The organism is Rhodocaloribacter litoris (assembly GCF_011682235.2).
Classification (GTDB): Bacteria; Bacteroidota; Rhodothermia; order Rhodothermales; family ISCAR-4553; genus Rhodocaloribacter; species Rhodocaloribacter litoris.
Genome location: NZ_CP076718.1, coordinates 3,948,567 through 3,972,135 on the forward strand (window position 1 = coordinate 3,948,567; position 23,569 = coordinate 3,972,135).

Here is a 23,569-nt window from a genome sequence, read left to right on the forward strand (position 1 = left end):
GGGCCACCAGCTCGATGCGGCGGTTGGCCGCCCGGCCTGCTTCCCTTGCAAAGCAACGGCCCCGGCATCGCCAGGATACCGGGGCCTTGCTTCCCGTACGGTAAAGTCGGTTCAGATGTTGATCGGCATGCCGTAGGCGGCGCGGGTGGCCTCCATCACGGCCTCCGAGAGGGTCGGGTGCGGGTGGATGGCCTCCATGATCTCGTGGGCCGTCGTTTCGAGGACCCGGGCCGTGACTGCCTCGGCGATCAGTTCGGTGGCGTCGTAGCCGATGATGTGGCAGCCCAGGAATTCGCCGTACTTGGCGTCGTAGATCACCTTCACGAAGCCCTCGGTATGGCCCAGCGCCGAGGCCTTGCCGGAGGCCGTGAAGGGGAACTTGCCGACCTTGACCTCATAGCCGGCCTCCTTTGCCGCCTGTTCGGTGTAGCCGACCGAGGCGATCTGCGGCTGGCAGTACGTGCAGCCCGGGATGTTCTTCTTGTCGAGCGGGTGGACGTCCAGGCCGGCGATCTTCTCCACGCAGAGGATGCCTTCGTGGCTGGCCTTGTGGGCGAGCCAGGGCGGGCCGGCCACGTCGCCGATGGCGTAGATGCCCGGCACGTTCGTCCGGCCAAAGCCGTCGACCACGATGGCGCCGCGCTCGGTCTTGACGCCGACCGTCTCCAGGCCGAGGTTCTCGATGTTGCCCACGACGCCGACGGCCGAGAGCACCTGGTCGCACTCGATGACCTCCTCGCCCTTTTTCGTCTTCACCTTCACCTTGAGCGTCTTGCCCTTCGTGTCGACGCCCAGCACCTCGGCACTCGTCATCACGTTGATGCCGGCCTTTTTGAACTGGCGGGCCAGCTCCTTCGACACGTCGGCATCCTCGACCGGTACGATGCGGTCCATCACCTCGATGAGGGTGACCTCGGTGCCCATGTGGTGGTAGAAGTAGGCAAACTCGACGCCGATGGCGCCGGCGCCGACGACCACGAGCCGCTTCGGTTGCGTGGTCTGGAGCATCGCTTCCTTGTACGTGATGATCTTCTTCCCGTCGACGGGCAGCGGGGGGATCTCGCGGGCGCGGGCTCCGGTGGCCAGAATGATGTGCTTCGCCTCGACGGTCCGCGCCTCCCCGATCTTTTCCCCGTCCATGTTCTCCGACGGCTGCACGTCGATCTTGCCCTTCCCGGTGAGGCGGCCGTAGCCGTAGAGGACGTCGATCTTGTTCTTCTTCATCAGGAAGTCGACGCCCTTGTTCATCTTGTCGGCGACGGCCCGGCTGCGTGCGATGACCTTTGGAAAGTCGGGCTTGACCTGCCCGGCGAGGCCGTAGGCTTCCAGGTGCTTGCCGTACTCCATCAGCTCGGCGCTCTTGAGGAGGGCTTTCGTGGGGATGCAGCCGATGTTGAGGCAGACGCCGCCGAGCTTGTTCTTCTCGATGACGGCGGTCTTGAAGCCGAGCTGGCTGGCCCGGATGGCGGTCTCGTAGCCGCCCGGCCCCGTGCCGATGACGACCACGTCGTACTGGGAAGTTGCCATAGGGATCTATCGGTGGAGTTCGGAAAATCGCAAAAAAAAGCGGGACGCGTCAAAATACGGGGTGCGGCGCACCGGTGCCAAAAAGCACTGGAGGGGACGAGAAAAGCTTGTGTGAAAAAGGGGGCGCACCGGTGACGAAACTCCGGGTATGCCTGCCCGGAGAAGAATCCGTCAAGATGGAGAAAAGCCCTGCACCGCCCTTTCCGGATGGACCCGTATCGTGGTTTTTGGGTTCAATTATGGGTATTTTGAGCAGATTTTATTCCGGTTGTGATGCCGGGGCCCGGCAGGGGGGCCGGGCCTGTTTTGCGTCGCACCGCTACGTTGTCCCACCACGAGACCGGTTGCATGGAACAGGATAGAAGACGCGTCATCCCGATCAACATCGAGGAGGAGATGAAGTCCTCCTACATCGACTATTCGATGTCGGTCATCGTCAGCCGGGCCCTGCCGGACGTGCGCGACGGGCTCAAGCCCGTGCACCGGCGGGTGCTCTACGGGATGAGCGAGCTGGGGTTGACTGCGGGCAGTGCCTACAAGAAGAGCGCCCGCATCGTCGGGGAGGTGCTCGGCAAGTACCACCCCCATGGCGACTCGGCCGTCTACGACACGATGGTACGCATGGCGCAGGACTTCTCCATGCGCTACCCGCTCGTCGACGGGCAGGGAAACTTCGGCTCGGTCGATGGCGATGCGGCGGCGGCCATGCGCTACACCGAGGCCCGGCTGACCCGCCTGGCCGAGGAACTCCTCCGTGACATCGACAAGGACACGGTCGACTTCCAGGAGAACTTCGACGGCTCGCTCCAGGAGCCGGAGGTGTTGCCGGCTGCCTTCCCCAGCCTGCTCGTCAACGGGGCCGACGGCATCGCCGTGGGCATGGCCACGAAGATCCCACCCCACAACCTCGGCGAGGCCGTCGACGCGGTCGTGGCCTACATCCGCAACCGGGACATCAGCGTCGACGAGCTGATGAAATACCTGCCGGCCCCGGACTTTCCCACGGGGGGGATCATCTACGGCTATGCGGGGGTGCGGGAGGCCTATCACACCGGGCGCGGCCGGGTCATCATGCGGGCCAGGATGCACGAGGAGGAGATCCGGCCGGGGCGGCAGGCCCTCATCATCACCGAGATCCCGTATCAGGTCAACAAGAGTGCGCTCATCGAAAAGATCGCCGCGCTGGCGAGGGAAAAGCGCATCGACGGCATTGCGGACCTGCGGGACGAGAGTGACCGCGAGGGCATGCGCATCGTCGTCGAACTGCGCAAGGACGCCGTGCCGCTGGTGGTGCAGAACCAGCTCTACAAGTACACCCCCTGCCAGCAGACCTTCGGGGTGAACATGGTGGCGCTGGTGGGCGGCCGCCCGCGCACGCTGACGCTGAAAGAGATGATCCAGCACTACGTCGAGCACCGGCACGAGGTCGTCGTGCGCCGGACGACGTACGAGCTGCGCAAGGCCGAGGAGCGGGCGCACGTGCTCGAAGGCCTGACCATTGCCCTGGACCACCTCGACGCCGTCATCACCATCATCCGGCATGCCCCGGATACGGAGACGGCCCGCGCCAACCTGATGGCCGGCGTTTTGCCCGCCGGCCTGACGCCGGCGCAGCGCGAGCGGCTCGGCCTGCCCCTGCACGAGGGCTCTCTCTTTGCGCTCACCGAAAAGCAGGCCGATGCCATCCTGGCCCTGCGCCTGAGCCGCCTGACCGGCCTGGAACGGCAGAAGATCGAGGAAGAGTACCGGGCCGTCCTGCAGGAGATCGAGCGCCTCCGAAGCATTCTCGCCAGCGAGCCGCTCCGCCTCCAACTCATCATCGACGAGCTGCTGGAGATCAAGGCGAAGTTCGCCGACGCCCGCCGCACGGAGATCGACTATGCCGGCGGCGACGACCTGCTCATCGAAGACCTGATCGAGGACGAACAGGTCGTCGTGACCGTCTCGCACCAGGGCCTGATCAAGCGCACCAGTATTTCCGAGTACCGCAAGCAGGGGCGCGGCGGCGTCGGGATGCGCGGCAGCGGCATGCGCGATGAGGACTACATCGAGCACCTCTTTGTCTCCTTCAACCACGACTACCTGCTCTTCTTTACCGATCAGGGCCGCTGCTACTGGCTCCGCGTCTATGAAATCCCCGAGGGCAGCCGCACCAGCAAGGGACGCTCCATCCGCAACCTGATCCAGATTGCCCCCGATGACCGCGTCCGGGCCGTGCTGGCCGTGCGCAAGGAGGACTTCCTCGATCCGGATTTCCTCGAAAACCATTACGTGCTCATGGCCACGCGAAAAGGACTGGTGAAGAAGACTTCGCTGGAGGCCTTCAGCCGCCCCCGCGTCGACGGCATCATCGCCATCGACATCATGGAGGAGGATGAGTTGATCGAGGCCAAGCTGACCGACGGAGAGGCGGACGTGATCCTGGCTTCCTCCAGCGGGCTGGCCATCCGCTTCCGGGAACAGGACGTGCGTCCGATGGGGCGCAATACGCGCGGCGTGCGCGGCATCAGCCTGGGATCGGGCGAACGGGTTGTCGGGATGGTGGTCATCGCCGGCGGCGAGGAGCGCGACGTCCTGGCCATCAGCGCCAACGGCTACGGCAAACGCACCCTGCTCGACGACTACCGCGTGCAGACGCGCGGCGGCAAGGGGATCATCACCCTCAAGACGACCGTCAAGACGGGCCCCCTCGTAGCCATCAAGGGGGTGCAGGAGACCGACGACCTGATGATTTCGACCCACAACGGCATCATGATCCGCATGCACGTGGGGGACATCAGCGTCTTCGGGCGCAACACGCAGGGCGTGCGCCTGATCAACCTGAAGCCCGGTGACGCCATCGCCGACGTGACGCGCGTGGTCACCGAAGAGGAGGAGCAGGAGAGCGCGACGGCCGGCACCCCGGTCCTCTCAGCCGACTGACGCCCGGCGAAGTAACCAGCGAAAGGGGGACACCCGATGACGGGTGCCCCCCTTTTTTCCGCCGGGCATGGTCCGGTAAGGGCCGGCTTACCGGTCATGGTCCTGCCGGGGGATCGAGTCGGCACGCTGGTAGCGGGAGGCGCCTTCCTTCGTGGTGGTCGGAGCGGCGGCCCCCATGCCGTGCGTGCTGATGCGCTCGGCCGGGATCCCCTGGCTCACGTAGAAGGCGCGGACGGCCTCGGCGCGTGCGGTGGAGAGCTCGTCCGGGTTCCGCTCGTTGGCGGCGGCCCAGCCCTCGATGCGCACCTGCACCCGCTCACAGGCCGCGAGCACCTCGACGTTTTCCCGGAGGCGGATGCGGCCTTCCTCGGTCAGGGTCGACCCGTTGCGGTCGAAGTAGACCTCGTTCATGGTGAGGAGCGAGGCGCAGAACGGCGGCTCGTAGGGGACGACCGGGATCGTCAGGGTCTCGGTGTCCGTGCCGTGCTCGTTCGTGACCGTCAGGCTTACCTCATACGTGCCCGGCTCGGAGAACGTATGGGAGAACCGCTCGCCCTCGGCCGTGGTGCCGTCGTTGACCTGCCAGCGGTAGGCCAGCGGGGCGTCCCCGGTCACGGTGGCCGTGAAGGTTACCTCGGTCTGCGTGTCGGGGGCCGTCGGCGAGGCCGTCAGGGATACGATCTGTGCCGGCACGGGCGGCGGCACCACCTCGACGGTAAACGTCTCCGTGTCGGTGCTGCGGTCGTTTTCGGCGGTGAAGGCGACCGTGTAGGTGCCCGGCCTGTCATACGCGTGCCGGACGGTCACGCCGCGTCCCTCGGTGCCGTCGCCGAAGGTCCACGTGTAGCTGACCGGCTGCGTGGCCGATTCCAGGTTGGTGTCGGCGGTGAAGGTGCCTGTCTCACCGACCTGAAGGGTGGCCGGACCGCTGATCCCGTAGACCTGTACCGGCGAGAAGGCTTTTCGGAAGCTGTACTTCACGCCGAAGGTCAACCCGTTGAGGGCATCGACGCTCCCGAACCCGCCGTCGGTGGTGCCGTCCACGGCCGCGTCGTCGAGGCTGAAATCGGTGTTCCATTCAAACACCAGCGAGGTGCGGCCGGAGACGGCCACATCCAGGCCGAGCCCTGCGGACGGGCCCCAGCCGATCGGCCGGTCGCCGGTCACGGGGTCCTGGAAGCCGAGGGTTGCGTTGGCACCGGCCTGCACGAAGGGGGCCACCCGCCAGCGATCGCCCATGATCGTATAGCGGAACAGCAGGTTGAGCGTGTGCCGGTCGGTGTCGCGTCGTTCCTGTGGTTCAAGGGCATCTCCGAATTGGCGGATGACGGGATATTGTCCGTAGCGATAGCCCAGGCTCACGTCGAACCGCTGCGTGGCCTGATAACCGAGCTCCAGCCCGGCGCTGATGGGCGCCTTGCCGTCTACCTTGAAGGCGTCCATGTTGAAGTTGAAGGGGGATCGCTCGTTGTCTCCCAGGTAGCTGGACAGCCCCACCTCGGGCTTTATGTAGAATGATTTGTCGGGACGTACGTTTTGCCCCTGGAGGCTTACCGGCCCCAGCAACAGGGCCAGCAGGGTAAAGATCAGGGGATGGAAAGATCGGGGTCGTTTCATGACGAATTCTATGGATGATGAACAGGCCAACGATGATCGGGAAATCAGAGCAGGCGCGTTGCGGGCCATGCTCGACAGGAAAGTAGCGCCGGACGGGTGCGGGTGTCTGTAGGCGATACGGGAGAGGGTGTGTCAGACGGTCCGGTGCCTTCGGGTAGGAAGGAGATGAAGTAACCTGTCAGAAAGATCTTACACGAAAACGGGCACCGGGACGAGGAACGTTGCCGGCTGCCCGGAGCCGTTGCCGGTGCGATTCGGGCAGGGCAACCCGAACCCCGGGGTCCTCCGGCTTTAGGTGACGGGCGAAAGGTCGATACCCGAGACGGATGGACGGCTCAGGTGCCTTCAGGTTGGAAAAGGGACGGTTACGTCATGAAGGCCGTGAGCCCGCATTGCCGGCCGCAGGTGCCCGCTGCTGCGTCAGATTTCCCATCTTGAGTGCCACCCCGGTCCTGTGTTCCATGAGCCGCACATAGACATGACGGATACGCCTGTGGTGACCGGACTGCCCGGAGAACCGGACCTTTCCCTCCAGTTTCCTCCCCTTCCGAGATCGGTGGCGGAGGTCATGATCATGATGGCCGAGGAGAACGACGTTCCGGATACCCCCCGCCTCGTCGAGGTCATGCATACGGATCCGGTGCTGTCCATGGCGGTGTTGCGCCGTGTCAACTCGGCCTACTATGGCCTGCCGCGCCGCATCGGTGAGGTCCGGCAGGCGGTTTTCCTGCTCGGCTTTCACGAGGTGTGTAACCTGGTGCTGGCGGAGGCCATGCGGGAGCTGGGCGAAATCCTGAACACGCGCGAACAACGCGCGATCTTTCACCGGATGATGCAGCAAAGCCTGGGCACGGCCTTCTTTGCCCAGCACCTTGCCTTCCATTTCGAACTGCCGCATCGACTGATCGCCTACACGCTGGGGTTGTTGCATGTGGTCGGGCGCCTCGTGCTGCTCTACAACCTGCCCGACGCCTATGAGGCACTCTGGGCGACGAGCCGGGCCGGGACCGGGCCCCTTCCCGAGGAAGAGCGGGGGCTTCTGGGCTGCGACCACCAGGTGCTGACCGTGAAGGCCTGCCAGGCCTGGAACCTGCCCGATACCGTCACGACGGTGCTGGGGGGGCTGCCGGATCCGTCCGCTCTGGAACGGAAGGAACATCAGGCGCTGGCGTGGACGGTGGTCGTCGGCGCGGCGGCGACGAGCCGGCTCTGGACGCCGCAACCCGGACGAGAGACCGAAGCGAGGTGGCAACGAGGCGTGGCGAGCCTGGCGGCGCTCGTGGAGGTCACCCCCGCCATGCTCGTGGCATTGCTCGATGCGCAACGTGAACCGGCACTTCAGTATATTGCCTCGATGGAGGCCTCCTGATCGGGCCGTCTCGCTCATCTGTTCTTCGCCGGACCCATGGCGCCTTGCCGTGCATTCCTGTTCCTTTGCTGGCTCGGGGTGGTGACCCTTTTTGCCCCGGAAGCCGGTGCGCAGAAGGCCGTACCGCCGCTGACCGGCCGTGTGGTCGACGAGGCCGGTATCCTTTCGCCCGAGACGGAGCGCCTCCTGGCCGGGCTGCTGGCCGAACACGAGGCCGCCACGGGCAACCAGGTCGCCGTCCTCACCGTCCCCTCGCTCGATGGCGAGAACCTGGAGGACTACAGCCTGCGCGTGGCGCGAACCTGGGCCCTGGGCACGGCCGAGCACGACAACGGGGTGCTGTTGCTCGTCGCCGTCGCGGACCGCAAGCTCCGCATCGAGGTGGGGCTGGGGCTGGAAGGGGCCCTGCCCGATGCGGTGGCTGCCCGCATCATCCGGCACGAGATGACCCCGCGCTTCCGGAACGGCGACTTCGACGGGGGTGTCGTGGCTGGCGTGCAGGCCATCGTCGGGGCCATCGAGGGCACGTACACGCCGCCGGAGGACCCTGCCGGGAAGCCGCCGTTCTGGGCCGGCCTCATCTTTCTCGTCGTGCCCTGCCTGTTTGCCTTTTTCGGGCTGATCTCGCACGGCTGCGGGCGGTGGTTCCTTTTCGGCGTCCTGATGCCCTTCTTCTGGGTGGTCGGGTCGCTGCTTTTCGGCTTTACCTACGGGGGGTGGATCGTGCTGCTGCTCTACGTCGTCGCGTTTGTCGCGCTGACGCGCCACCCCGGGGTGCAGGCCGTCTCGGAGAAGTTGAAGGCGGGCCAGAAGGCGAAGGTGGGACCGTTCACGTTCACGGCCGGCAGCGGCGGCTTTGCAGGCGGGGGCGGCGGGGGCTTCGGCGGTGGTGGTTTCAGCGGCGGCGGGGGTTCCTTCGGGGGCGGAGGTGCTTCGGGAGGCTGGTGATCGCCGGGCGGGGTGGGCAGAAGAGCCCCGCCCCTGCATCAGTCCTGTTCGATTTCGAGGACGAGGCCGTCGGTGTCGCGGACGAAGAGGCGGCCCCGGGTTTCCTGGTAGGGATAGGCGGCGGCGTCGAGGCGGGAGCGAAGGGCGTGCCAGGCCCGGCGGGGGAGGCGGAACCCCAGGTGATGCAGCCCGCCCCGGCCGGGGATAGACGGGTGGGCCAGTTCCGGCATCTCGATGAGTTCCAGGATGTCATGTCCCCGGGCATCGGTCAGCAGGGCCCGGCGTCGTCCTTCGCGTATCGGGTCGGGTTCGATGGTGCGGAGCGTCAGCCCGAGCAGGTCCACGTAGAAGGCGACGGCTTCGTCGAGCCGGGTGGTCAGGACGGCCGCGTGGTCGAGGTGCACGGGCGTCAGGGGGGCGCTTTCGGAGCCTGGTGCCGGCGTGGTCGTGGAAGTCGTGGGGGCGGTCATGGCATGCTCGGATTGGGATGCTACCGGATCAATTGGCCTGGAGGACGGAGGCGCCGGTGTGCCCGGCCGGGCGCTGCTGGAACCGTGCGGGGTCGATGCCGAGGCGTTTCATCTTTTTGTAGAGTCCCTGGCGTGTCAGGCCGAGGACGTCGGCGGCGGCGGTCACCTGGCCGCCCGTCTCGGTGAGGACACGCTCGATGAGGGCTTTTTCGGTGCCGGCCAGGACGTCGTCCAGGTTGTATTCGGAGCGCAGGATCAGGTCGTGGGGACCGGGGGGTGGGGTCGGGGTGCCTTCCACGGCGTCCAGGAGCGTGGGGGAGAGGTCCTCGAGGTCGATCGTCGGGGCCGGTTCACTGCTCACGTAGACGAGGGCGCGTTCGATCTCGTTGCGGAGCTGGCGGACGTTACCGGGCCAGTCGTAGCGCAGCAAGGCATCCAGGGCGCGGTTGGTGATGGAGGCCACGGGGGTGCCGGCCGGGCGCAGTTGCTGGAGGAAATGGCGGACGAGCAGGGGGATCTCTTCCCGCCGCTCCCGCAGGGGCGGAACCCGCAGGGGGATCACGTTGAGCCGGTAATAGAGGTCCTGGCGGAACCGGCCCGCCCGGATCAGCGCTTCGAGATCCTGGTTGGTGGCTGCGATGATGCGGACGTTGACCTGTACGGGCCGCCGGGCACCGAGCGGGAAGATTTCGCCTTCCTGGAGGAACCGCAGCAGCTTCGGCTGCACGTCGAGGGGCAGGTCGGCGATTTCGTCGAGGAAGAGGGTGCCGCCGGCGGCCTCGCGGATGACGCCGGCGTGGGCGCGGACGGCCCCGGTGAAAGCCCCTTTTTCATGACCGAAGAGGTGGCTTTCGAAGAGTTCGCGCGGGACGGTCGAACAGTTGAAGGCCAGGAAGCGGGCGTGTTTGCGCTCGCTGGTGGCGTGGACGGCACGGGCGATGAGTTCCTTGCCGGTGCCGCTTTCGCCGGTGATGAGCACGGGGCTGTGGCTGGCCCGGATGCGGTGGATCTGTCGCGCCACCTGGCGCATGGCCGCGCTGGCATAGACGAAGTCTTTCAGGGGGATCTCCGGTTCGCCGTTGTGGGCGACGTCGTCCGGCAGGGCAGCAGTGAGCCGGCGGGCGCGTAGCCGGGCATGGTCGAGGGCGAGGGCCGCCACGGGCAGCCAGGGACGGAGGCGGGCTTCGGCCACCTCCCAGGCGGGGTCATCCTCCCCGGCGGCGACGCCGAAGAAGAAGGCCGGGCCGGAGGCCGTGTCGCACGGGCCGTGCGCATGCAGGCGCAGCCACACGACGGCCCCCTGCCGGCTTCGGGGCTCGGTCGGGGACGGAAAGGCGAGGTCGTCGGGAGGGGTGCCGTGCTGGTGCAGGAGCGACCAGCCCGCGTCTTCGTGGAAGGTGTAGAGGCCCAGCCAGCGGTTCGGGAGCAACCGTTCGGCGGCCTGCAACCATGCCTCGGCCACGAGTTCGACGGAAAGGGAGGCCTGGGCGAGCGAGGCGCCGAGCGCGGTTTCCGGCATCTCCGGGGTCCCTTCGGCGCCGGTGGGCCAGGCCGCCTGGAGGGCGCGGGCCTCGTCGAGCTCGGGCCGGGCCTGCAGGCGGCTGAAGGTGAGCACGGCGGTATCGAGCAGCGGGCGCGTCTGGGCGGGGGCCACGCTCCGGCCCAGCCGGGCCAGGGCCAGCTGCATCCGGGCCGTCTGGTAGACGTCTCCGATGAGGGAATAGGCCGAGAGGGCCTGGGTGAAGTAGGCGCGGGCCTCGTCCGCATGTCCTTCGGTGCGGGCGAGGTGGCCCAGCGCGTAGAAGCGGCGGGCGGCGAAGGGCAGCAGGCTGAAATACTCGCCCAGCGTTTCGCTTTCGCGCAGGTATTCACGGGCCCGGCCCAGCTCGCCCCGGTCGGCGTAGAGGTGGGCCAGGTGGAGGAGGGTTTCGAGGCGGCGCCCGTCATGGGCGGCTTCCCGGGCGCTGTGATAGGCCCGGTGGGCCCATTCGGTGGCCCGTTCGTGTTGTCCCTGCCGTTCGAGGAGCTGGCTTCGTACGAGGGCAACGGAGGCGGCGGCCGACTGGTGCCGGCGGTGGTGCAGGCGCCGGAGCAGCTCGTCGAGCAGGTCGCCGGCGGTGGCGTGGTCTCCCCGGATGAGGGCCAGGCGGGCCCGGTATTCGAGGAGGTAGGCGTCGGCATCCGGGATGCCGGTGGTGGCCCGCCGGGCGCGGTCGATGAGCCGGTCGGCGCCGTCGAGGTCGCCTTTGCGGATGAGGGCGCGGAGGTGACTGCGGAAGGCGTCGAGCAGTGGCCGGCCGGCGCTTGCCGCGTCGCCGGCCAGCAGGTGTTCGGCGGCGCGGGCGCTTTCGAGGACGGTTTCCGGGGCGCGGCCGAGGTCGGCGTCCAGGAGGGCCTGGTAGGCCAGCGCACGTCCCCGCGCCATGGGGTCGTCGGTCGTGTGGGCGAGGGCGGCGAGGCGATCCAGGTGCAGGCGGGCGCAGGCATAGCGCCCCTGGAAGCGGTCGAGCCGGGTGTGCAGGTCCTGGAGCCAGAGGGTGGCCTGCACGTCCTGCAGGGTTTCCTCCAGCACCGCGGCCTCGTCCAGGGCCTGGCGCATCAGCTGCACCTCGTCGATGCCGAAGTAGGCGTGGGCCTGTCCCAGCAGCGTCCAGCACCGGCCGCCGGCGTTGAGGGCCTGGCGGAAAAGGCGTTCGGCCCGGTCGAAGAAATAGAGGGCACGGGCGTCGTCGTAGGTTGCCACGTCCTCCCAGGCGTGGGCCCAGCCCAGCCACAGGGCCACCTCGGCCCGCACGTTCGGGTCGACGTCCTTCCGGTCGATGAGGGGTTCATGGGGGGCCAGCAGGGCGTGGGCCCGGCGGGCATCCCCGTGGCGCAGCAGCCGCACCCGCGCCATCAGCGTCCGGAGCACAACCAGCCCCGTGTCCTCGCCGTCCGCACCGGTTCCGGGCGGAAGCAGGGGCTCCACCATCCGCGCCACGTCGGCCACCCGCCCTTCGGCGAGCAGCCCCCGCGCCATCGCTATGGTCTGGGTGTGTTTCAACGGCTTTCACCGTAAGCGTTGTGTCCCGGGCGTTCGGGAGCGTCAACGTGCCGCGTTGACGTTCAAAGGAAGCCCAGCTCCAGCTTGGCCTCGTCGGACATCATCTCGATGGTGAACGGCGGGTCGAAGGTGAGCTCTACCCGCACGTCTTCGACGGCCGGGATGGCCCGGATCCGCTGCTCCACCTCGTAGGGGAGGTAGCCGGCCGCCGGGCAGTTCGGCGCCGTCAGTGTCATCTTCACGAAGACCGTGTTGTCCGGGTTGGCCCGGATCTCGTAGATCAGGCCCAGGTCGTAGATGTTGACGGGGATCTCCGGGTCGTAGACCGAGCGGATGGCTTCGATCACCTGCTCGCTCAGCCCGGCGGGGGATTCGTCATAGATCTCGGTGCTCATCGTTCCGGGAGGGTTGGTGCTTATGCCTTCTGGCCGCGCGGCGCGGCCGAGACGTTCTCACCGCCGAGGGCCACGGCATACAGCTTCATCTGTCTGATCATCGCGTCGAGCCCGTTCTTTCGGGTCGGCGAGAGGTGTTCCTTCATCCCGATGCGGTCGAGGAAGGACAGGTCGGCGTGGGCGATGGCTTCGGGGGGCTGGCCGTTGAGCACCCGCACCAGCAGGGCGATCAGGCCCTTGGTGATCAGGGCGTCGCTGTCGGCCTTGAAGACGATGCGGCCGTTGTCCCGCTCGGCCCGGAGCCACACCTGCGCCTGGCAACCGCGCACCTTGTATTCGTCCGTCCTGTACGCGTCCTCGATCAGCGGCAACGAACGGCCCTGTTCGATCAGGTGCTCGTACTTGCCCATCCAGTCGTCGAACAGGCTGAACTCCTCGACGATGGCCTCGGCGCGTTCCGCGATGGTGTCTTTCACGGGATTGTGGGGTTGCAGATTGCAGATTAAAGATTGCAGATGGCGGATGCTGGTCAGCCAAAAAGCTTCTTGACCCGGTGGATGCCTTCCACGAGCCGGTCGATCTCGTCGCGGGTGTTGTAGAGGGCGAAGGAGGCGCGCACGGTGCCGGGGATGCCGAAGCGCTGCATGAGCGGCTGCGTACAGTGGTGGCCGGTGCGCACGGCGATGCCGAGGCGGTCCAGGATGGTGCCGGTGTCGTACGGATGGATGTCGCCGACGAGGAAGGAGACGACAGCGGCTTTGTGGGCTGCCGTACCGATGATCCGCACGCCGTCGATCTCGGTGAGGCGCTCGGTGGCGTAGGCGAGCAGGTCGTGTTCGTGCCGGGCGATGGCATCGTAGCCGATCGAAGCCAGGTAGTCGATGGCGGCGGCCAGGCCGATGGCACCGGCGATGTGGGGGGTGCCCGCCTCGAACTTGTGCGGCGGTTCGTTGAAGGTGGTGCCGTCGAACGAGACCGTCTCGATCATGTCGCCGCCGCCCTGGTAGGGGGGCAGGCGGTCGAGCCACGGCGTCTTCGCGTAGAGGACACCCAGCCCCGTGGGGCCGAACATCTTGTGGCTGGAGAAGCAGTAGAAGTCGCAGCCGAGGGCCCGCACGTCCACGGCCATGTGGGGCACGGCCTGGGCGCCGTCGATCAGCACGGGGATGCCAAGTGCGTGTGCGTCCCGGATGGCCTGCCGGACCGGGTTGACCGTGCCGAGCGTGTTCGAGACGTGCACGAGGGCGACGAGCTTCGTCCGCTCGCCGAGCAGGGCCAGGTACTCTTCGTAAATCAGCTCGCCGGTGTCGTCGACCGGGGCGACGCGGAGGCGGGCGCCGGTGCGCCGGCACAGGAGCTGCCAGGGCACGATGTTCGAGTGGTGCTCCATGGCCGAGACGACGATCTCGTCGCCGGGCCGGACGGCCAGCCGCCCATAGGCATCCGCCACCAGGTTGACGGCTTCGGTGGTGCCGCGCGTGAAGACGATCTCCTGCGGGCCGGTGGCGTTGATCAGCCGGGCCACCCGCGCGCGAGCCGCTTCGTAGGCGTCGGTGGCCTGCTGGCTGAGCGTGTGCACGCCCCGGTGAACGTTGCTGTTCTCCCGCTCGTAGTAGGCCCGCAGCCGGTCGATCACCGGCCGGGGTTTCTGCGACGTGGCCGCATTGTCGAAATAGACCAGGGGGTGTCCGTGGATCTCCTGGTGAAGGGCCGGGAAGTCGGCCCGGATCCGCTCCACGTCGAACGTCGTCTCGAGGGCTGTCGGGGCCGGGGTTGCCATGGGGCACCTCACAGGGCTGGGGTGAAAGAGGGGGCCGGGGTCAGTCCAGCCGCAACGCGATGACCTCGTCGAGGTGGGTGCGCAGCGGCTCGATCCGGATCTCGTCGATGACGTCGCGGGCGAAGGCCAGCAGCAGCACCTTGCGGGCCTGCTCCGCGGTCAGGCCGCGGGTGCGCAGGTAGAAGAGGGCCTCGCGGTCGAGCTGGCCCGTGGTGGCGCCGTGGCTGCACTTGACGTCGTCGGCGTAGATCTCCAGTTCCGGCTTCGAATACATCTGGGCCGTCTCGCTCAGGAGCACGCTCTTGTTCGACTGGTAGGCGTTGATCTGCTGCGCGTCCGGGCGGACGTACACCTTGCCGTTGAAGACGCCCGTGGCCTGGTCGTCCAGGATGCCCTTGAACAGCTCGTTGCTGAAGCAGCGGGGCCGGGCGTGGTCCACCAGGGTGTGGTTGTCGACGTGCAGCTTGCCCTTACCCAGGAACAGGCCCAGCAGGTGCGTCTCGCAGTTTTCGCCGTCGGGCAGGTAGCCGTGGTTGTTCCGGACGACGTCGCCGCTGAGCGTGATCGTGTTCGTCGACGCATAGCTGCCGGTTGCCTGGTAAAGGTGCCGCGTATCGACCTGGGAGGCGTTCGGGCCTTCGTCCTGGATCAGGTAGGTGTCCACGTGGGCGTTCGGGCCGGTGTAGAGCTCCGTCACCCCGCTGGTGAACGTCCTCGTCCCGGAGAGGGCATGGCGGCTCTCGATCAGGTGCAGCCGGGCCCCTTCCTCGACGACGACGAGCTGGCGCGGCTGGAGGAACAGGGGCTCGTCCGTGCGGACCAGGCTGATCACGTGGACCGGCTTCTCGACGACGGTGCGGGCCGGCACGTGGATGAACAGCCCGTCGTGAACGAATGCCGTGTTCAGCGCGGTAAAGGCGTCTCCGGCGGGGTCGGCGTAGCGGCCGAAATGGCGGTTGAAGACTTCGGCATGGGACTCGGCGGCCCCGGCCAGGCTCGTCACGGCGACGCCTTCCGGCAGGCCGTCGAGCGCGGAGAGGGCCGGCACGAACCGGCCGTTGAGGAGCACCACCCGGTAGGCGTCGAGGTCCGGGATCAGGAACGGCGCCAGTTCGTCGGGGTTCAGCGCGGCCTCCGGTGCCAGGCGCACCGCGTAGTCGCGCCGGAGCACGTCCGTGATGGGGGTGTATTTCCAGGCTTCTGCCTTGCGGGCCGGGAAGCCGAGCCGCTTGAAGTGGGCGATGGCCTCCTGCCGGAGCCGCTGCAGGTGCGGGTTGCTGCCGTTGAGGGTATGGCCTGCGTGTACCTCGAAGGCGGCCAGGAACCGGTCCTCCGGGCGGGCGGCGGTGTCTTTTTCGAGGGTCGTCAGCATAAATTCTATAGCGTTACGCGTTGGGCGTTAAACGTTGAACGTTGAACGTTAAACGTTGGACGTTTAACCGACAGGGGCGGCTTCCTCGCGGATCCAGTCGTAGCCTTTCTCTTCGAGTTCGAGGGCCAGGTTCTTGTCGCCCGTCTTGACGATGCGCCCGTCGACGAGCACGTGCACCACGTCCGGGATGATGTAGTTGAGCAGGCGCTGGTAGTGGGTGATGACCAGGAAGGCCCGCTCAGGCGAGCGCATCTGGTTGACACCGTCGGCCACGATGCGCAGGGCGTCGATGTCGAGGCCCGAATCGGTCTCGTCGAGGATGGCGAGCTTCGGCTCGAGGATGGCCATCTGGAAGATCTCGTTGCGTTTCTTTTCACCGCCGGAGAAGCCCGCGTTGACGGAGCGCTGTTTCAGGCTCGGGTCCAGGTTGACGAGGGCGGCCTTTTCCTTCATCAGCCGGAGGAAGTCGACGGCGCTCAGGGGTTCCTGTCCCCGGTGTTCACGGACGGCGTTGAGGGCATGGCGCAGGAAGTTCTGCATGCTCACGCCGGGCAGTTCCACCGGATACTGGAAGGCCAGGAAGACGCCTTCGCGGGCGCGCTCGTCCGGTTCCATGGCCAGCAGGTCCCGGCCTTCATAGCGCACCTCGCCGCCGGTCACCTCATAGTCTTCGCGGCCGGCCAGCACGGCGGCCAGGGTGCTCTTGCCCGAGCCGTTCGGTCCCATGATGGCGTGCACCTCGCCCGGGCGGATGGTGAGGTTGACACCTTTGAGGATCTCTTTGTCCTCGACGCGCACACGCAGGTCTTTTATCTGAAGCATCTCGTTTTCCGTACGTTTGGAGGGGTTGTTCGGTGAAAACAGGGCGACGGCCGATCAGCCGACGGAGCCTTCGAGCTCGATGTCGAGCAGCTTGCGGGCTTCGACGGCGAACTCCATCGGGAGCTGGGCCAGGATCTCCTGGCAGAAGCCGTTGACGATCAGCTTGATGGCGTCCTGTTCGCTGATGCCGCGCTGCTGGCAGTAGAAGATCTGGTCCTCGCCGACCTTCGAGGTCGTGGCTTCATGCTCGACCTGGGCCGTCGGGTTGTGGATCTCGAGATAGGGGAAGGTGTGGGCGCCGCAGGTGGAGCCGAGCAGCATCGAGTCGCACTGCGAGAAGTTGCGGGCGTGGTCGGCGTTGCGGTTCACCTTCACCAGGCCGCGGTAGCTGTTGTTCGAGAAGCCGGCCGAGATGCCCTTCGAGATGATCGTGCTCCGGGTGTGCTTGCCCAGATGGATCATCTTCGTGCCGGTGTCGGCCTGCTGGTGGCCTTTCGTGAAGGCCACCGAGTAGAACTCGCCGACGGCGTGGTCGCCCTTGAGGATGACGCTCGGGTACTTCCACGTGATGGCCGAGCCGGTCTCGAGCTGCGTCCACGAGATCTTCGACCGCTCGCCGGCGCAGATGCCGCGTTTGGTGACGAAGTTATAGACGCCGCCCCGGCCCTTGCGGTCGCCGGGGTACCAGTTCTGGATGGTCGAGTACTTGACCTCGGCGTCGCGGTGCGCGATGATCTCGACGACGGCCGCGTGGAGCTGGTGCTCGTCGCGCATGGGCGCGGTGCAGCCTTCGAGGTAGCTCACGTAGGCGCCTTCTTCGGCGATGATGAGCGTGCGCTCGAACTGCCCGGTGCCCGCCTCGTTGATGCGGAAGTAGGTGGAGAGCTCCATCGGGCAACGCACGCCCTTCGGGATGTAGCAGAAGGACCCGTCGGAGAAGACGGCCGAGTTGAGGGCGGCGTAGAAGTTGTCCGTGTAGGGCACGACCGAGCCCATGTACTTGCGCACCAGTTCGGGGTGCTTCTGCACGGCCTCGCCGAAGGAGCAGAAGATGATGCCGAGCTTTTCGAGCTCCTCTTTGAAGGTGGTGGCCACCGAGACGCTGTCCATGACCACGTCGACGGCCACCCCGGCCAGGCGCTTCTGCTCTTCGAGCGGGATCCCCAGCCGGTTGAACGTCTCGATGATCTCGGGATCGACCTCGTCGAGGCTGTTGTACTTCGGCCGCCGTTTCGGGGCGGCGTAGTAGCTGATGGCCTGGAAGTCGATGTCCGGATACCTGAGGTGCGCCCAGCGGGGATAGGCCGCCTTCTGCTGGAGCGACTGCCAGTGGCGGAAGGCCCGGAGCCGCCATTCGAGCATCCATTCGGGCTCTTCCTTCCGGGCCGAGATGAAGCGGATGATGTCTTCGTTGAGCCCGCGCGGTGCCAGCTCGGCTTCGATCGGCGTCACAAAGCCGTAGGCATACTCGCGCTCGGCCACTTCCTGGAGGAAATCGGTTTCCGTGTTGCTCATGGTGCAGGGCTGGGTTTGAAGGAGAAAGACCGTGCCCGCGAGCACCGGCCTGTTTTATCTGGACTTAGTCTAGCAAAGCAAGTACGGTGCCGCGCTTTCCCGGGGACGGCAGGGGGGAAAAGGCGTTCCACAACGACAACCTGTTAACTTCCGTTGACGCAAAGATAACGATCGTTTACGCCGGAAGGCAATGTCAACGACCGATTACAGCACGCCCGCCACGCCTTTCCGTTCCCTTCTTAACGCGACTTTAACGCGGAAACACCGGCCGGGGCCGCGGGTATGCATGCCTCGGAGCCACCGGCCCCACCGCTGTCGAAAAACCGTCTCGCATCCTATGGAAATCACCATCACCGACCGTGCCCGGACCAGGATCCGGGACGTCGCCCGCAACGAGGGCGTCGACCTGGGCACGACGTACCTCCGCATCGCCGTCGTGCCGGGGGGATGCTCGGGGCTGACGTACGACCTGGGCTGGGATACCACCCGGCAGGAGACCGATCACTACGCCGAGGTCGACGGTGTGCGCGTGCTCATCGATCGGAAAAGCTTGCTCTACCTCGAAGGCTCCGAGCTGGATTTCACCGACGGGCTCGAAGGCAAGGGATTTCACTTCATTAACCCGCAGGCCATCCGCACGTGCGCCTGCGGCGAGTCCTTCGGGCTTTGAGGACTTCCCGCGGCCGGCGGTTTCACGGATCCGGGCCGCTCAGGCCTGTTTTTGCTCCCGGTGGATCGGCATGAGGAGGACGGGGCGGGTTGCGTGCTCCACCACGTCGCGCGTCACGCTGCCCAGCAGCAACCGCTCCAGTCGCCCGTGATGGCGTTTGCCCAGCACGATCAGGTCCACCGCCTCCGCTTCGGCTTCGTCCAGGATGGTGGCGGCCGGCTCCCCTTTGCGCAGCGCGGCCCGCACCGGCCGGCTGAAACGCTCGACGAGGAACGCGTGGAACTCGTGCTCCTCGGCCCGTTCGATGTTTTCCTGCACCGCGGGGTCGTAGACCACGTACGACAGATCACCGAAGCCCGACATGGGGTCGATCGGGAGGGGTGTGGCGGGCGCAGTGGCAAAGACGTGCAGGACGAGCAGCTCGGCTTCGAGGCGCGTGGACAGCGTTTCGACGGCCCGGGTGACCTCGACCGGCTCTTCCAGGTCGACGGCGAAGAGGATCTTCATGGGCGGGGTGGAAAAGGCCGCATGACGCGGCGTACGTGGGCGGTTCCGGTGCGAGCACATGATACGACGCGGCGCTGCCGACCTCAACAGCCGGCCGGGTGGTTCGATCCGGAAAAGGCTTGCATACCGGCCGCGTCGTGCTTTTTTTCCGGGAAAGTCGCCCCCTGCTGATCCCCTCACGGCATCCCGTTTTTTCCACCCCACCCAGACGGACGGCACGACATGATCCACGGTTATCGCGGGCGGTGGCTCGGCGCTCTCCTGTTCTTCCCGCTCCTGGTGCATCCGGGCCTTGCCCAGGATGTGACGTATTTCCCCGGTCCCGGCGACGACTGGGAGCGGCGCCCGCCCGAGGCCGTCGGCATGGATCCGGCCCGCGTGGACTCGGCCGTGGCTTTTGCGCTGGCCGGCGAAAGCCCCGACCCGCGTGACCTGGCCGAGATGATTGCGCTCAGCTTCGCCCGCGAACCGTACAACGACATCATTGGCCCGACGAAGCCGCGCGGCGGGCCGGCGGGGCTCATCCTGCGCCACGGCTACCTTGTCGCCGAATGGGGCGATACCCGCCGCGTCGACATGACCTTCAGCGTCACGAAAAGCTTTCTCTCGACGGTCGTCGGGCTGGCCTTCGACCGGGGGCTCATCCGCCGCCTCGACGACCCCGTGCGCGCGTACGTGCCCACCGGCCACTTCGATTCGCCCCACAACGCGAAGATCACCTGGGACCATCTTCTCCGGCAAACGAGCGCATGGGAGGGCACGCTCTGGGGCAAACCCGACTGGGCGGACCGTCCCGTTGGCGACGATCCGAACGCCTGGCCGCACCGGCCGCTGCCCGAGCCGGGGACGGTCTGGAAATACAACGACGTGCGCGTCAACGTGCTGGCGCTGGCGGTGCTGCACGTCTGGCGTCGCCCGTTGCCGGTGGTGCTGCGGGAGCTTGTCATGGATCCCATCGGTGCCTCGAACACCTGGCGGTGGGAGGGCTACGAAAATTCCTGGGTGACGCTCGACGGCCTGCGCGTCCAGTCGGTCAGCGGTGGTGGACACTGGGGCGGCGGTATGTTCATCAGCGCCCGCGACATGGCCCGCTTCGGCTACCTCACCCTCCGGCGCGGCCGCTGGGGCGAGCAGATCATCTTCTCCGAACGGTGGTACGACCTGGCCACCACCCCGACCGGTCCCAACCCCGGCTACGGTTTCATGAACTGGTTCCTCAACACGGACCGGCAACTGCTGCCGTCCGCCCCCGAGACGGCCTTCGCCCACCTGGGTGCCGGAACGAACATGGTCTACGTCGATCCCGAGCACGACCTGGTCGTCGTGGCCCGGTGGCTCCGGCGCGACCGGCTCGACGGCCTCGTGCAGCGTGTGCTGGCGGCTGTGCAGGAGTAGGGGCCGGATGGGCGTTCGTCTTCGTTCCCGCCGTCTCCGTATATTGAGGCGATCCGTGAACCATCCCGTGCGTCCATGAGCGAGCCAGACCGGGCCGGGCACCTGCTGGCCGAGGCGCTGCTCCGCGCCACCGTCGGGGCGTTTGCGAAAGCGATGTGGCGGCCGGTGCTCGTCAACCCGGAGGCCCTGCCGGCGCGCGGGCCGTGCTTTTTCTACGGCAACCACTCGAACATGCTCGATGCGTTCGTGCTGAACGCCTTCACCCGGTTCGGGCAGTGCACGGCCGGGGTGATGACGCGCGAGCGGTTCCGGGGCGGGCTGGCCACCTGGGCCTTCCGGCGCATCGGGCTGCTGCCGACGCAGAAGCGGCTGGCCGAGCCGCCCCTCATCCGGGGCGTCTACCGGCTCCTCGAGGCCGGGCGGGCGGTGGTCATCTACCCCGAGGGCGGGCAGCGCTGGACCGGCCGGCCGATGCCGTGGATCGAGGCAACGGCCAAGCTGTTCGTCCGCTGCGGCGTACCCGTCTACCCCGTCCGCACGCACGGCTCGTACCTGGGCTGGCCCCGCTGGGCGGACCACCCGCGCCCGGCCCGCCTGTTCGTCGAGATCCTCCCCCCGCTCACGTTCGACCGGGCGACACCGCTGGACGAGGCGCTGGCGCGGCTCCGGGCGCCCATCGCCGCGCACGACGACGCCGTCTTCCCGCCCGAGAGCCGCCCGCGCCGCGCCTACCGCCCGGCCGCCGGCCTCCACCGCCTCCTCTACCGCGACCCCGACACGGGCACGTACGGCGGCCTGTCCTCGCCCGACGGCACCCACGTCGTCAACCGCGCCGGCACGCTCCGCCTCCGCATGCTCTCGGACAGCACCCTCGTCGACGAGCGCACGGGCGCACGCCACACCACCGGCGACCTCTACGAGCGCATCCGCGCCCTCCCGCTCGAGAAGGACCGTGACGGCGCCCTGCTCCGCGACCGGGTCGCGCTCCACACCGAGCGAGCGTATCCTCACCTCGTGCCCCACGGCACCGTGACGGCCACCCTCTACGACGACGCCCTCCGCCTCGAAGGCCCGGACGTGCGCCGCACCGTCCCGCTCGAAGCGCTCCGCTATGCCGACATCGAGCGGAACTACAAGCTCCAGCTTACCTTCTCCGACGAGATGCTCCAGCTCGGCTTCACGGGGGCGGGGAGCGCCCTGGCCTGGCTCGACGCCCTGGCCCGCCTCCGCCCCGACGTCACCGCCACCGTCACCGAACGCGCCGCCGCATGACCGCCTGGACGCACGCCCTGACCCTCGGCCAGTTTATGTTCGACGTCGCCGTCGTGGGCGGGCTGCTCCTCGCCGGCGTGGCCCTGCGCCGGTACGTCGCCTTCTTCCAGCGCTACCTCATCCCGGCCAACCTGATCGCCGGGTTCGCGGGCCTCATTCTCGGCCCGGAGCTGCTGGGCTGGCTCGACTTCTCGCTCGAGCGGATGGGCGTCTACGTCTACCACCTGCTGGCCCTCACCTTCATCGGCGTGGGGCTCCAGGGGGGGATGGAGAAGCATTCGCGGGGGGCGCTCCACCTGGGGTTCATCCAGATCATGACGTTCCTGCTGCAGGCGCTCGTCGGGTTGGCGGTGGTGCTGGGGATGGTCTACCTGGTCGATCCCGACCTGGTGCCGGCGGCCGGGATGCTCCTGCCGCTGGGTTTCGGGATGGGGCCCGGCATCGCCTATACCATCGGGCAGTCGTGGGAGGCGTACGGCTTCCCCGAGGGCGGGGCCATCGGGCTGACGGTGGCGGCCATCGGCTTCCTCGTGGCCTACTTCACCGGCATCGCCCTGGTGCGCCGGGGCATCCGGCGCGGGCACGCCGCCCTGGTGCGCGAGGCCGACACGCTCGACGCCGCCACGCGCACGGGCGTGGTGCAAGACCAACCGCCCGTGGCCGCCCGCCTGACGTTCATGCCGGGCGCCGTCGAGCCGCTGACGGTGCACCTGGCGCTGATCGCCGTCCTCTACCTGGGCACCTACGGCCTGACGCGGCTGCTGGCCGCCGGGCTGACGGCCGCCGGGCTGGCCCACGAGGTGCCCACGCTGTGGTCGTTCCACTTCATCCTGGCCAACCTGCTGGCCTTCGGGCTGCGCCGCCTGATGCGCCGCCACCGCGTGGACCACGTCCTCGACGAGGGCTTCCTCCACCGCATCACCGGGGTGCTGTGCGACTTCCTCATCGCCGCCTCCATCATGGCCATCAGCCTGCGCATCGCCTGGGACTACCTCGGCCCCATCCTGCTGATGTGCGCCGTGGGCACGCTCGTCACGTACGCCGCGATCAAGTACGTCGCCCAGCGCGTCTTTTCCGACTACCCGTTCGAGCGGTTCGTGGGCATCTACGGCGAGATGACGGGCACCATCAGCTCGGGCCTGGCGCTGGTGCGCGTGGCCGACCCGGAGCTGGCCTCGCCCGTGGCGCAGGATCTGGTCCTGAGCAGCGGCATCGCCCTGGCCTTTGGCTTCCCGCTCCTCGTCGTCATCAACCTGCCGTTCACGGCCTTCGGCGGCGCCCTCACGGGCTACGGCGTCGTCGCCGGGATCGTGCTGGCCTACCTGGCCTTCGTCTTCCTGCTCTGGCGCCGCTTCGGCCTGCGCCGCGAAAAGGTGATGTCGTTCTGACTTGTTGGCGTCTGCGGGGGGATGCCTATCCTGCCGGCCCAGCAGTCTGTACCGGCGGCAGGGCGGGAGGATTTCCTCGGAGAAAATCCGTATACTCCGGCGCGTCTGTCGTTATTGTTGAACCGTTGAACCGGAGATAGACCATGGGGAAAGGAGACAAGCGCACGCGGCGCGGTAAGATCTGGCGGGGTACGTTCGGGAAGGCACGCCCGAAGAAAGGCAAGAAAAAGCGCCGGAGCCGATGACCGTGGCCTGCCGCACGGTGGAATCCCTTCGTTGAGCTGCCGTGCGGTGTGGAAGGAGAAAGGCCCTTCGAGCCGGCCGGCGGGGATCCTTTCGGAGAGAGGGGAGACGCCGGCCGGTTGTCGTTCTGTGCGTCGCCGGCGCCGCGGGCGGACGGCGTGTGCGCACCACGCGTGAGACATCGGCCGCCGGACCGGGCAGCCTTGCCGGTGAGGTGCCGTTGCCGCGCGTCTTGCCTTAAAGGCTGGAATCGGGTACTATGGAGAGCTCCTTCGCGGAACGTTTTCCCACCACCCACCAACCGGCGGAGGTAA

19 protein-coding genes are annotated in these 23,569 nt (G+C 67.3%); 8 read left to right on the forward strand and 11 right to left on the reverse strand.

All coding sequences use genetic code 11. The annotated features are described in order from the left end of the window. Nucleotides 1–111: 111 nt before the first annotated feature. Nucleotides 112–1,527, reverse strand: a complete 1,416-nt coding sequence (lpdA, locus tag GQ464_RS16400) for a dihydrolipoyl dehydrogenase (protein WP_166973756.1) — start codon at nucleotides 1,525–1,527, stop codon at nucleotides 112–114. A 348-nt stretch (nucleotides 1,528–1,875) separates the two neighbouring features. Here lpdA and gyrA point away from each other — a divergent pair, with 348 nt between their 5' ends. Further along, nucleotides 1,876–4,449, forward strand: a complete 2,574-nt coding sequence (gyrA, locus tag GQ464_RS16405; RefSeq protein ID WP_166973759.1) for a DNA gyrase subunit A — start codon at nucleotides 1,876–1,878, stop codon at nucleotides 4,447–4,449. A gap of 87 nt (nucleotides 4,450–4,536) precedes the next feature. Here the strand turns inward: gyrA and GQ464_RS16410 are convergent, their stop codons facing one another. After that, nucleotides 4,537–6,066: a PKD domain-containing protein gene (locus GQ464_RS16410; protein ID WP_166973762.1), complete on the reverse strand. Its 1,530-nt coding sequence runs from the start codon at nucleotides 6,064–6,066 to the stop codon at nucleotides 4,537–4,539. Nucleotides 6,067–6,544: 478 nt separating this feature from the next. Between GQ464_RS16410 and GQ464_RS16415 the strand changes: the two genes are divergently transcribed. Both GQ464_RS16415 and GQ464_RS16420 read left to right on the forward strand, forming a co-directional pair. Beyond that, nucleotides 6,545–7,435: an HDOD domain-containing protein gene (locus GQ464_RS16415; RefSeq protein WP_166973765.1), complete on the forward strand. Its 891-nt coding sequence runs from the start codon at nucleotides 6,545–6,547 to the stop codon at nucleotides 7,433–7,435. Between the two features lie 36 nt (nucleotides 7,436–7,471). Beyond that, nucleotides 7,472–8,383, forward strand: coding sequence for a TPM domain-containing protein (locus tag GQ464_RS16420; RefSeq protein ID WP_166973768.1), 912 nt, complete (start codon nucleotides 7,472–7,474; stop codon nucleotides 8,381–8,383). 38 nt (nucleotides 8,384–8,421) lie between these two features. On the opposite strand, the gene GQ464_RS16425 is transcribed toward GQ464_RS16420, so the two are convergent. From GQ464_RS16425 to sufB, 8 genes are all read right to left on the reverse strand, one after another. Beyond that, complete coding sequence (locus GQ464_RS16425) at nucleotides 8,422–8,853, reverse strand: VOC family protein (RefSeq protein ID WP_166973771.1); 432 nt, start codon at nucleotides 8,851–8,853, stop codon at nucleotides 8,422–8,424. A 28-nt stretch (nucleotides 8,854–8,881) separates the two neighbouring features. Continuing rightward, nucleotides 8,882–11,896 (reverse strand): sigma 54-interacting transcriptional regulator, encoded by a 3,015-nt coding sequence (locus GQ464_RS16430; protein WP_166973774.1) that lies wholly within the window; start codon nucleotides 11,894–11,896, stop codon nucleotides 8,882–8,884. A 62-nt stretch (nucleotides 11,897–11,958) separates the two neighbouring features. After that, complete coding sequence (locus tag GQ464_RS16435; RefSeq protein WP_166973777.1) at nucleotides 11,959–12,291, reverse strand: SUF system Fe-S cluster assembly protein; 333 nt, start codon at nucleotides 12,289–12,291, stop codon at nucleotides 11,959–11,961. Between the two features lie 20 nt (nucleotides 12,292–12,311). Further along, the gene (locus GQ464_RS16440; RefSeq protein ID WP_228350375.1) at nucleotides 12,312–12,767 is read right to left on the reverse strand and encodes a SufE family protein; all 456 of its coding nucleotides are present in this window, start codon (nucleotides 12,765–12,767) and stop codon (nucleotides 12,312–12,314) included. 53 nt (nucleotides 12,768–12,820) lie between these two features. After that, nucleotides 12,821–14,071: a cysteine desulfurase gene (locus GQ464_RS16445; RefSeq protein WP_166973780.1), complete on the reverse strand. Its 1,251-nt coding sequence runs from the start codon at nucleotides 14,069–14,071 to the stop codon at nucleotides 12,821–12,823. Between the two features lie 40 nt (nucleotides 14,072–14,111). Further along, nucleotides 14,112–15,443, reverse strand: coding sequence for a Fe-S cluster assembly protein SufD (gene sufD, locus GQ464_RS16450; protein ID WP_166973784.1), 1,332 nt, complete (start codon nucleotides 15,441–15,443; stop codon nucleotides 14,112–14,114). A gap of 63 nt (nucleotides 15,444–15,506) precedes the next feature. Further along, nucleotides 15,507–16,265, reverse strand: a complete 759-nt coding sequence (gene sufC / locus GQ464_RS16455) for a Fe-S cluster assembly ATPase SufC (protein WP_166973787.1) — start codon at nucleotides 16,263–16,265, stop codon at nucleotides 15,507–15,509. Nucleotides 16,266–16,319: 54 nt separating this feature from the next. Beyond that, on the reverse strand, nucleotides 16,320–17,780 hold the full coding sequence (gene sufB, locus GQ464_RS16460; protein WP_166973790.1) for a Fe-S cluster assembly protein SufB: 1,461 nt from the start codon (nucleotides 17,778–17,780) through the stop codon (nucleotides 16,320–16,322). Between the two features lie 337 nt (nucleotides 17,781–18,117). On the opposite strand from sufB, the gene GQ464_RS16465 reads away from it, so the two are divergent. Beyond that, the gene (locus GQ464_RS16465; RefSeq protein ID WP_166973793.1) at nucleotides 18,118–18,450 is read left to right on the forward strand and encodes a HesB/IscA family protein; all 333 of its coding nucleotides are present in this window, start codon (nucleotides 18,118–18,120) and stop codon (nucleotides 18,448–18,450) included. A 39-nt stretch (nucleotides 18,451–18,489) separates the two neighbouring features. Here the strand turns inward: GQ464_RS16465 and GQ464_RS16470 are convergent, their stop codons facing one another. Next, a complete protein-coding gene (locus GQ464_RS16470; protein ID WP_166973796.1) occupies nucleotides 18,490–18,957 on the reverse strand; it encodes a universal stress protein in 468 nt (155 codons plus the stop codon). A 222-nt stretch (nucleotides 18,958–19,179) separates the two neighbouring features. On the opposite strand from GQ464_RS16470, the gene GQ464_RS16475 reads away from it, so the two are divergent. The 4 genes from GQ464_RS16475 (at nucleotide 19,180) to GQ464_RS16490 (ending at nucleotide 23,257) form a co-directional block, all read left to right on the forward strand. Further along, entirely contained in the window at nucleotides 19,180–20,352 is a 1,173-nt protein-coding gene (locus tag GQ464_RS16475) for a serine hydrolase domain-containing protein (protein ID WP_166973799.1), read from the forward strand. A gap of 75 nt (nucleotides 20,353–20,427) precedes the next feature. Further along, nucleotides 20,428–21,624, forward strand: a complete 1,197-nt coding sequence (locus tag GQ464_RS16480; protein WP_228350376.1) for a lysophospholipid acyltransferase family protein — start codon at nucleotides 20,428–20,430, stop codon at nucleotides 21,622–21,624. Continuing rightward, nucleotides 21,621–23,012: a sodium/glutamate symporter family protein gene (locus GQ464_RS16485; RefSeq protein ID WP_166973808.1), complete on the forward strand. Its 1,392-nt coding sequence runs from the start codon at nucleotides 21,621–21,623 to the stop codon at nucleotides 23,010–23,012. The genes GQ464_RS16480 and GQ464_RS16485 overlap by 4 nt, the downstream gene beginning before the upstream one ends. 143 nt (nucleotides 23,013–23,155) lie before the next feature. Next, nucleotides 23,156–23,257, forward strand: coding sequence for a 30S ribosomal protein THX (locus tag GQ464_RS16490; RefSeq protein ID WP_166973811.1), 102 nt, complete (start codon nucleotides 23,156–23,158; stop codon nucleotides 23,255–23,257). The last annotated feature ends 312 nt before the right edge of the window (nucleotides 23,258–23,569 follow it).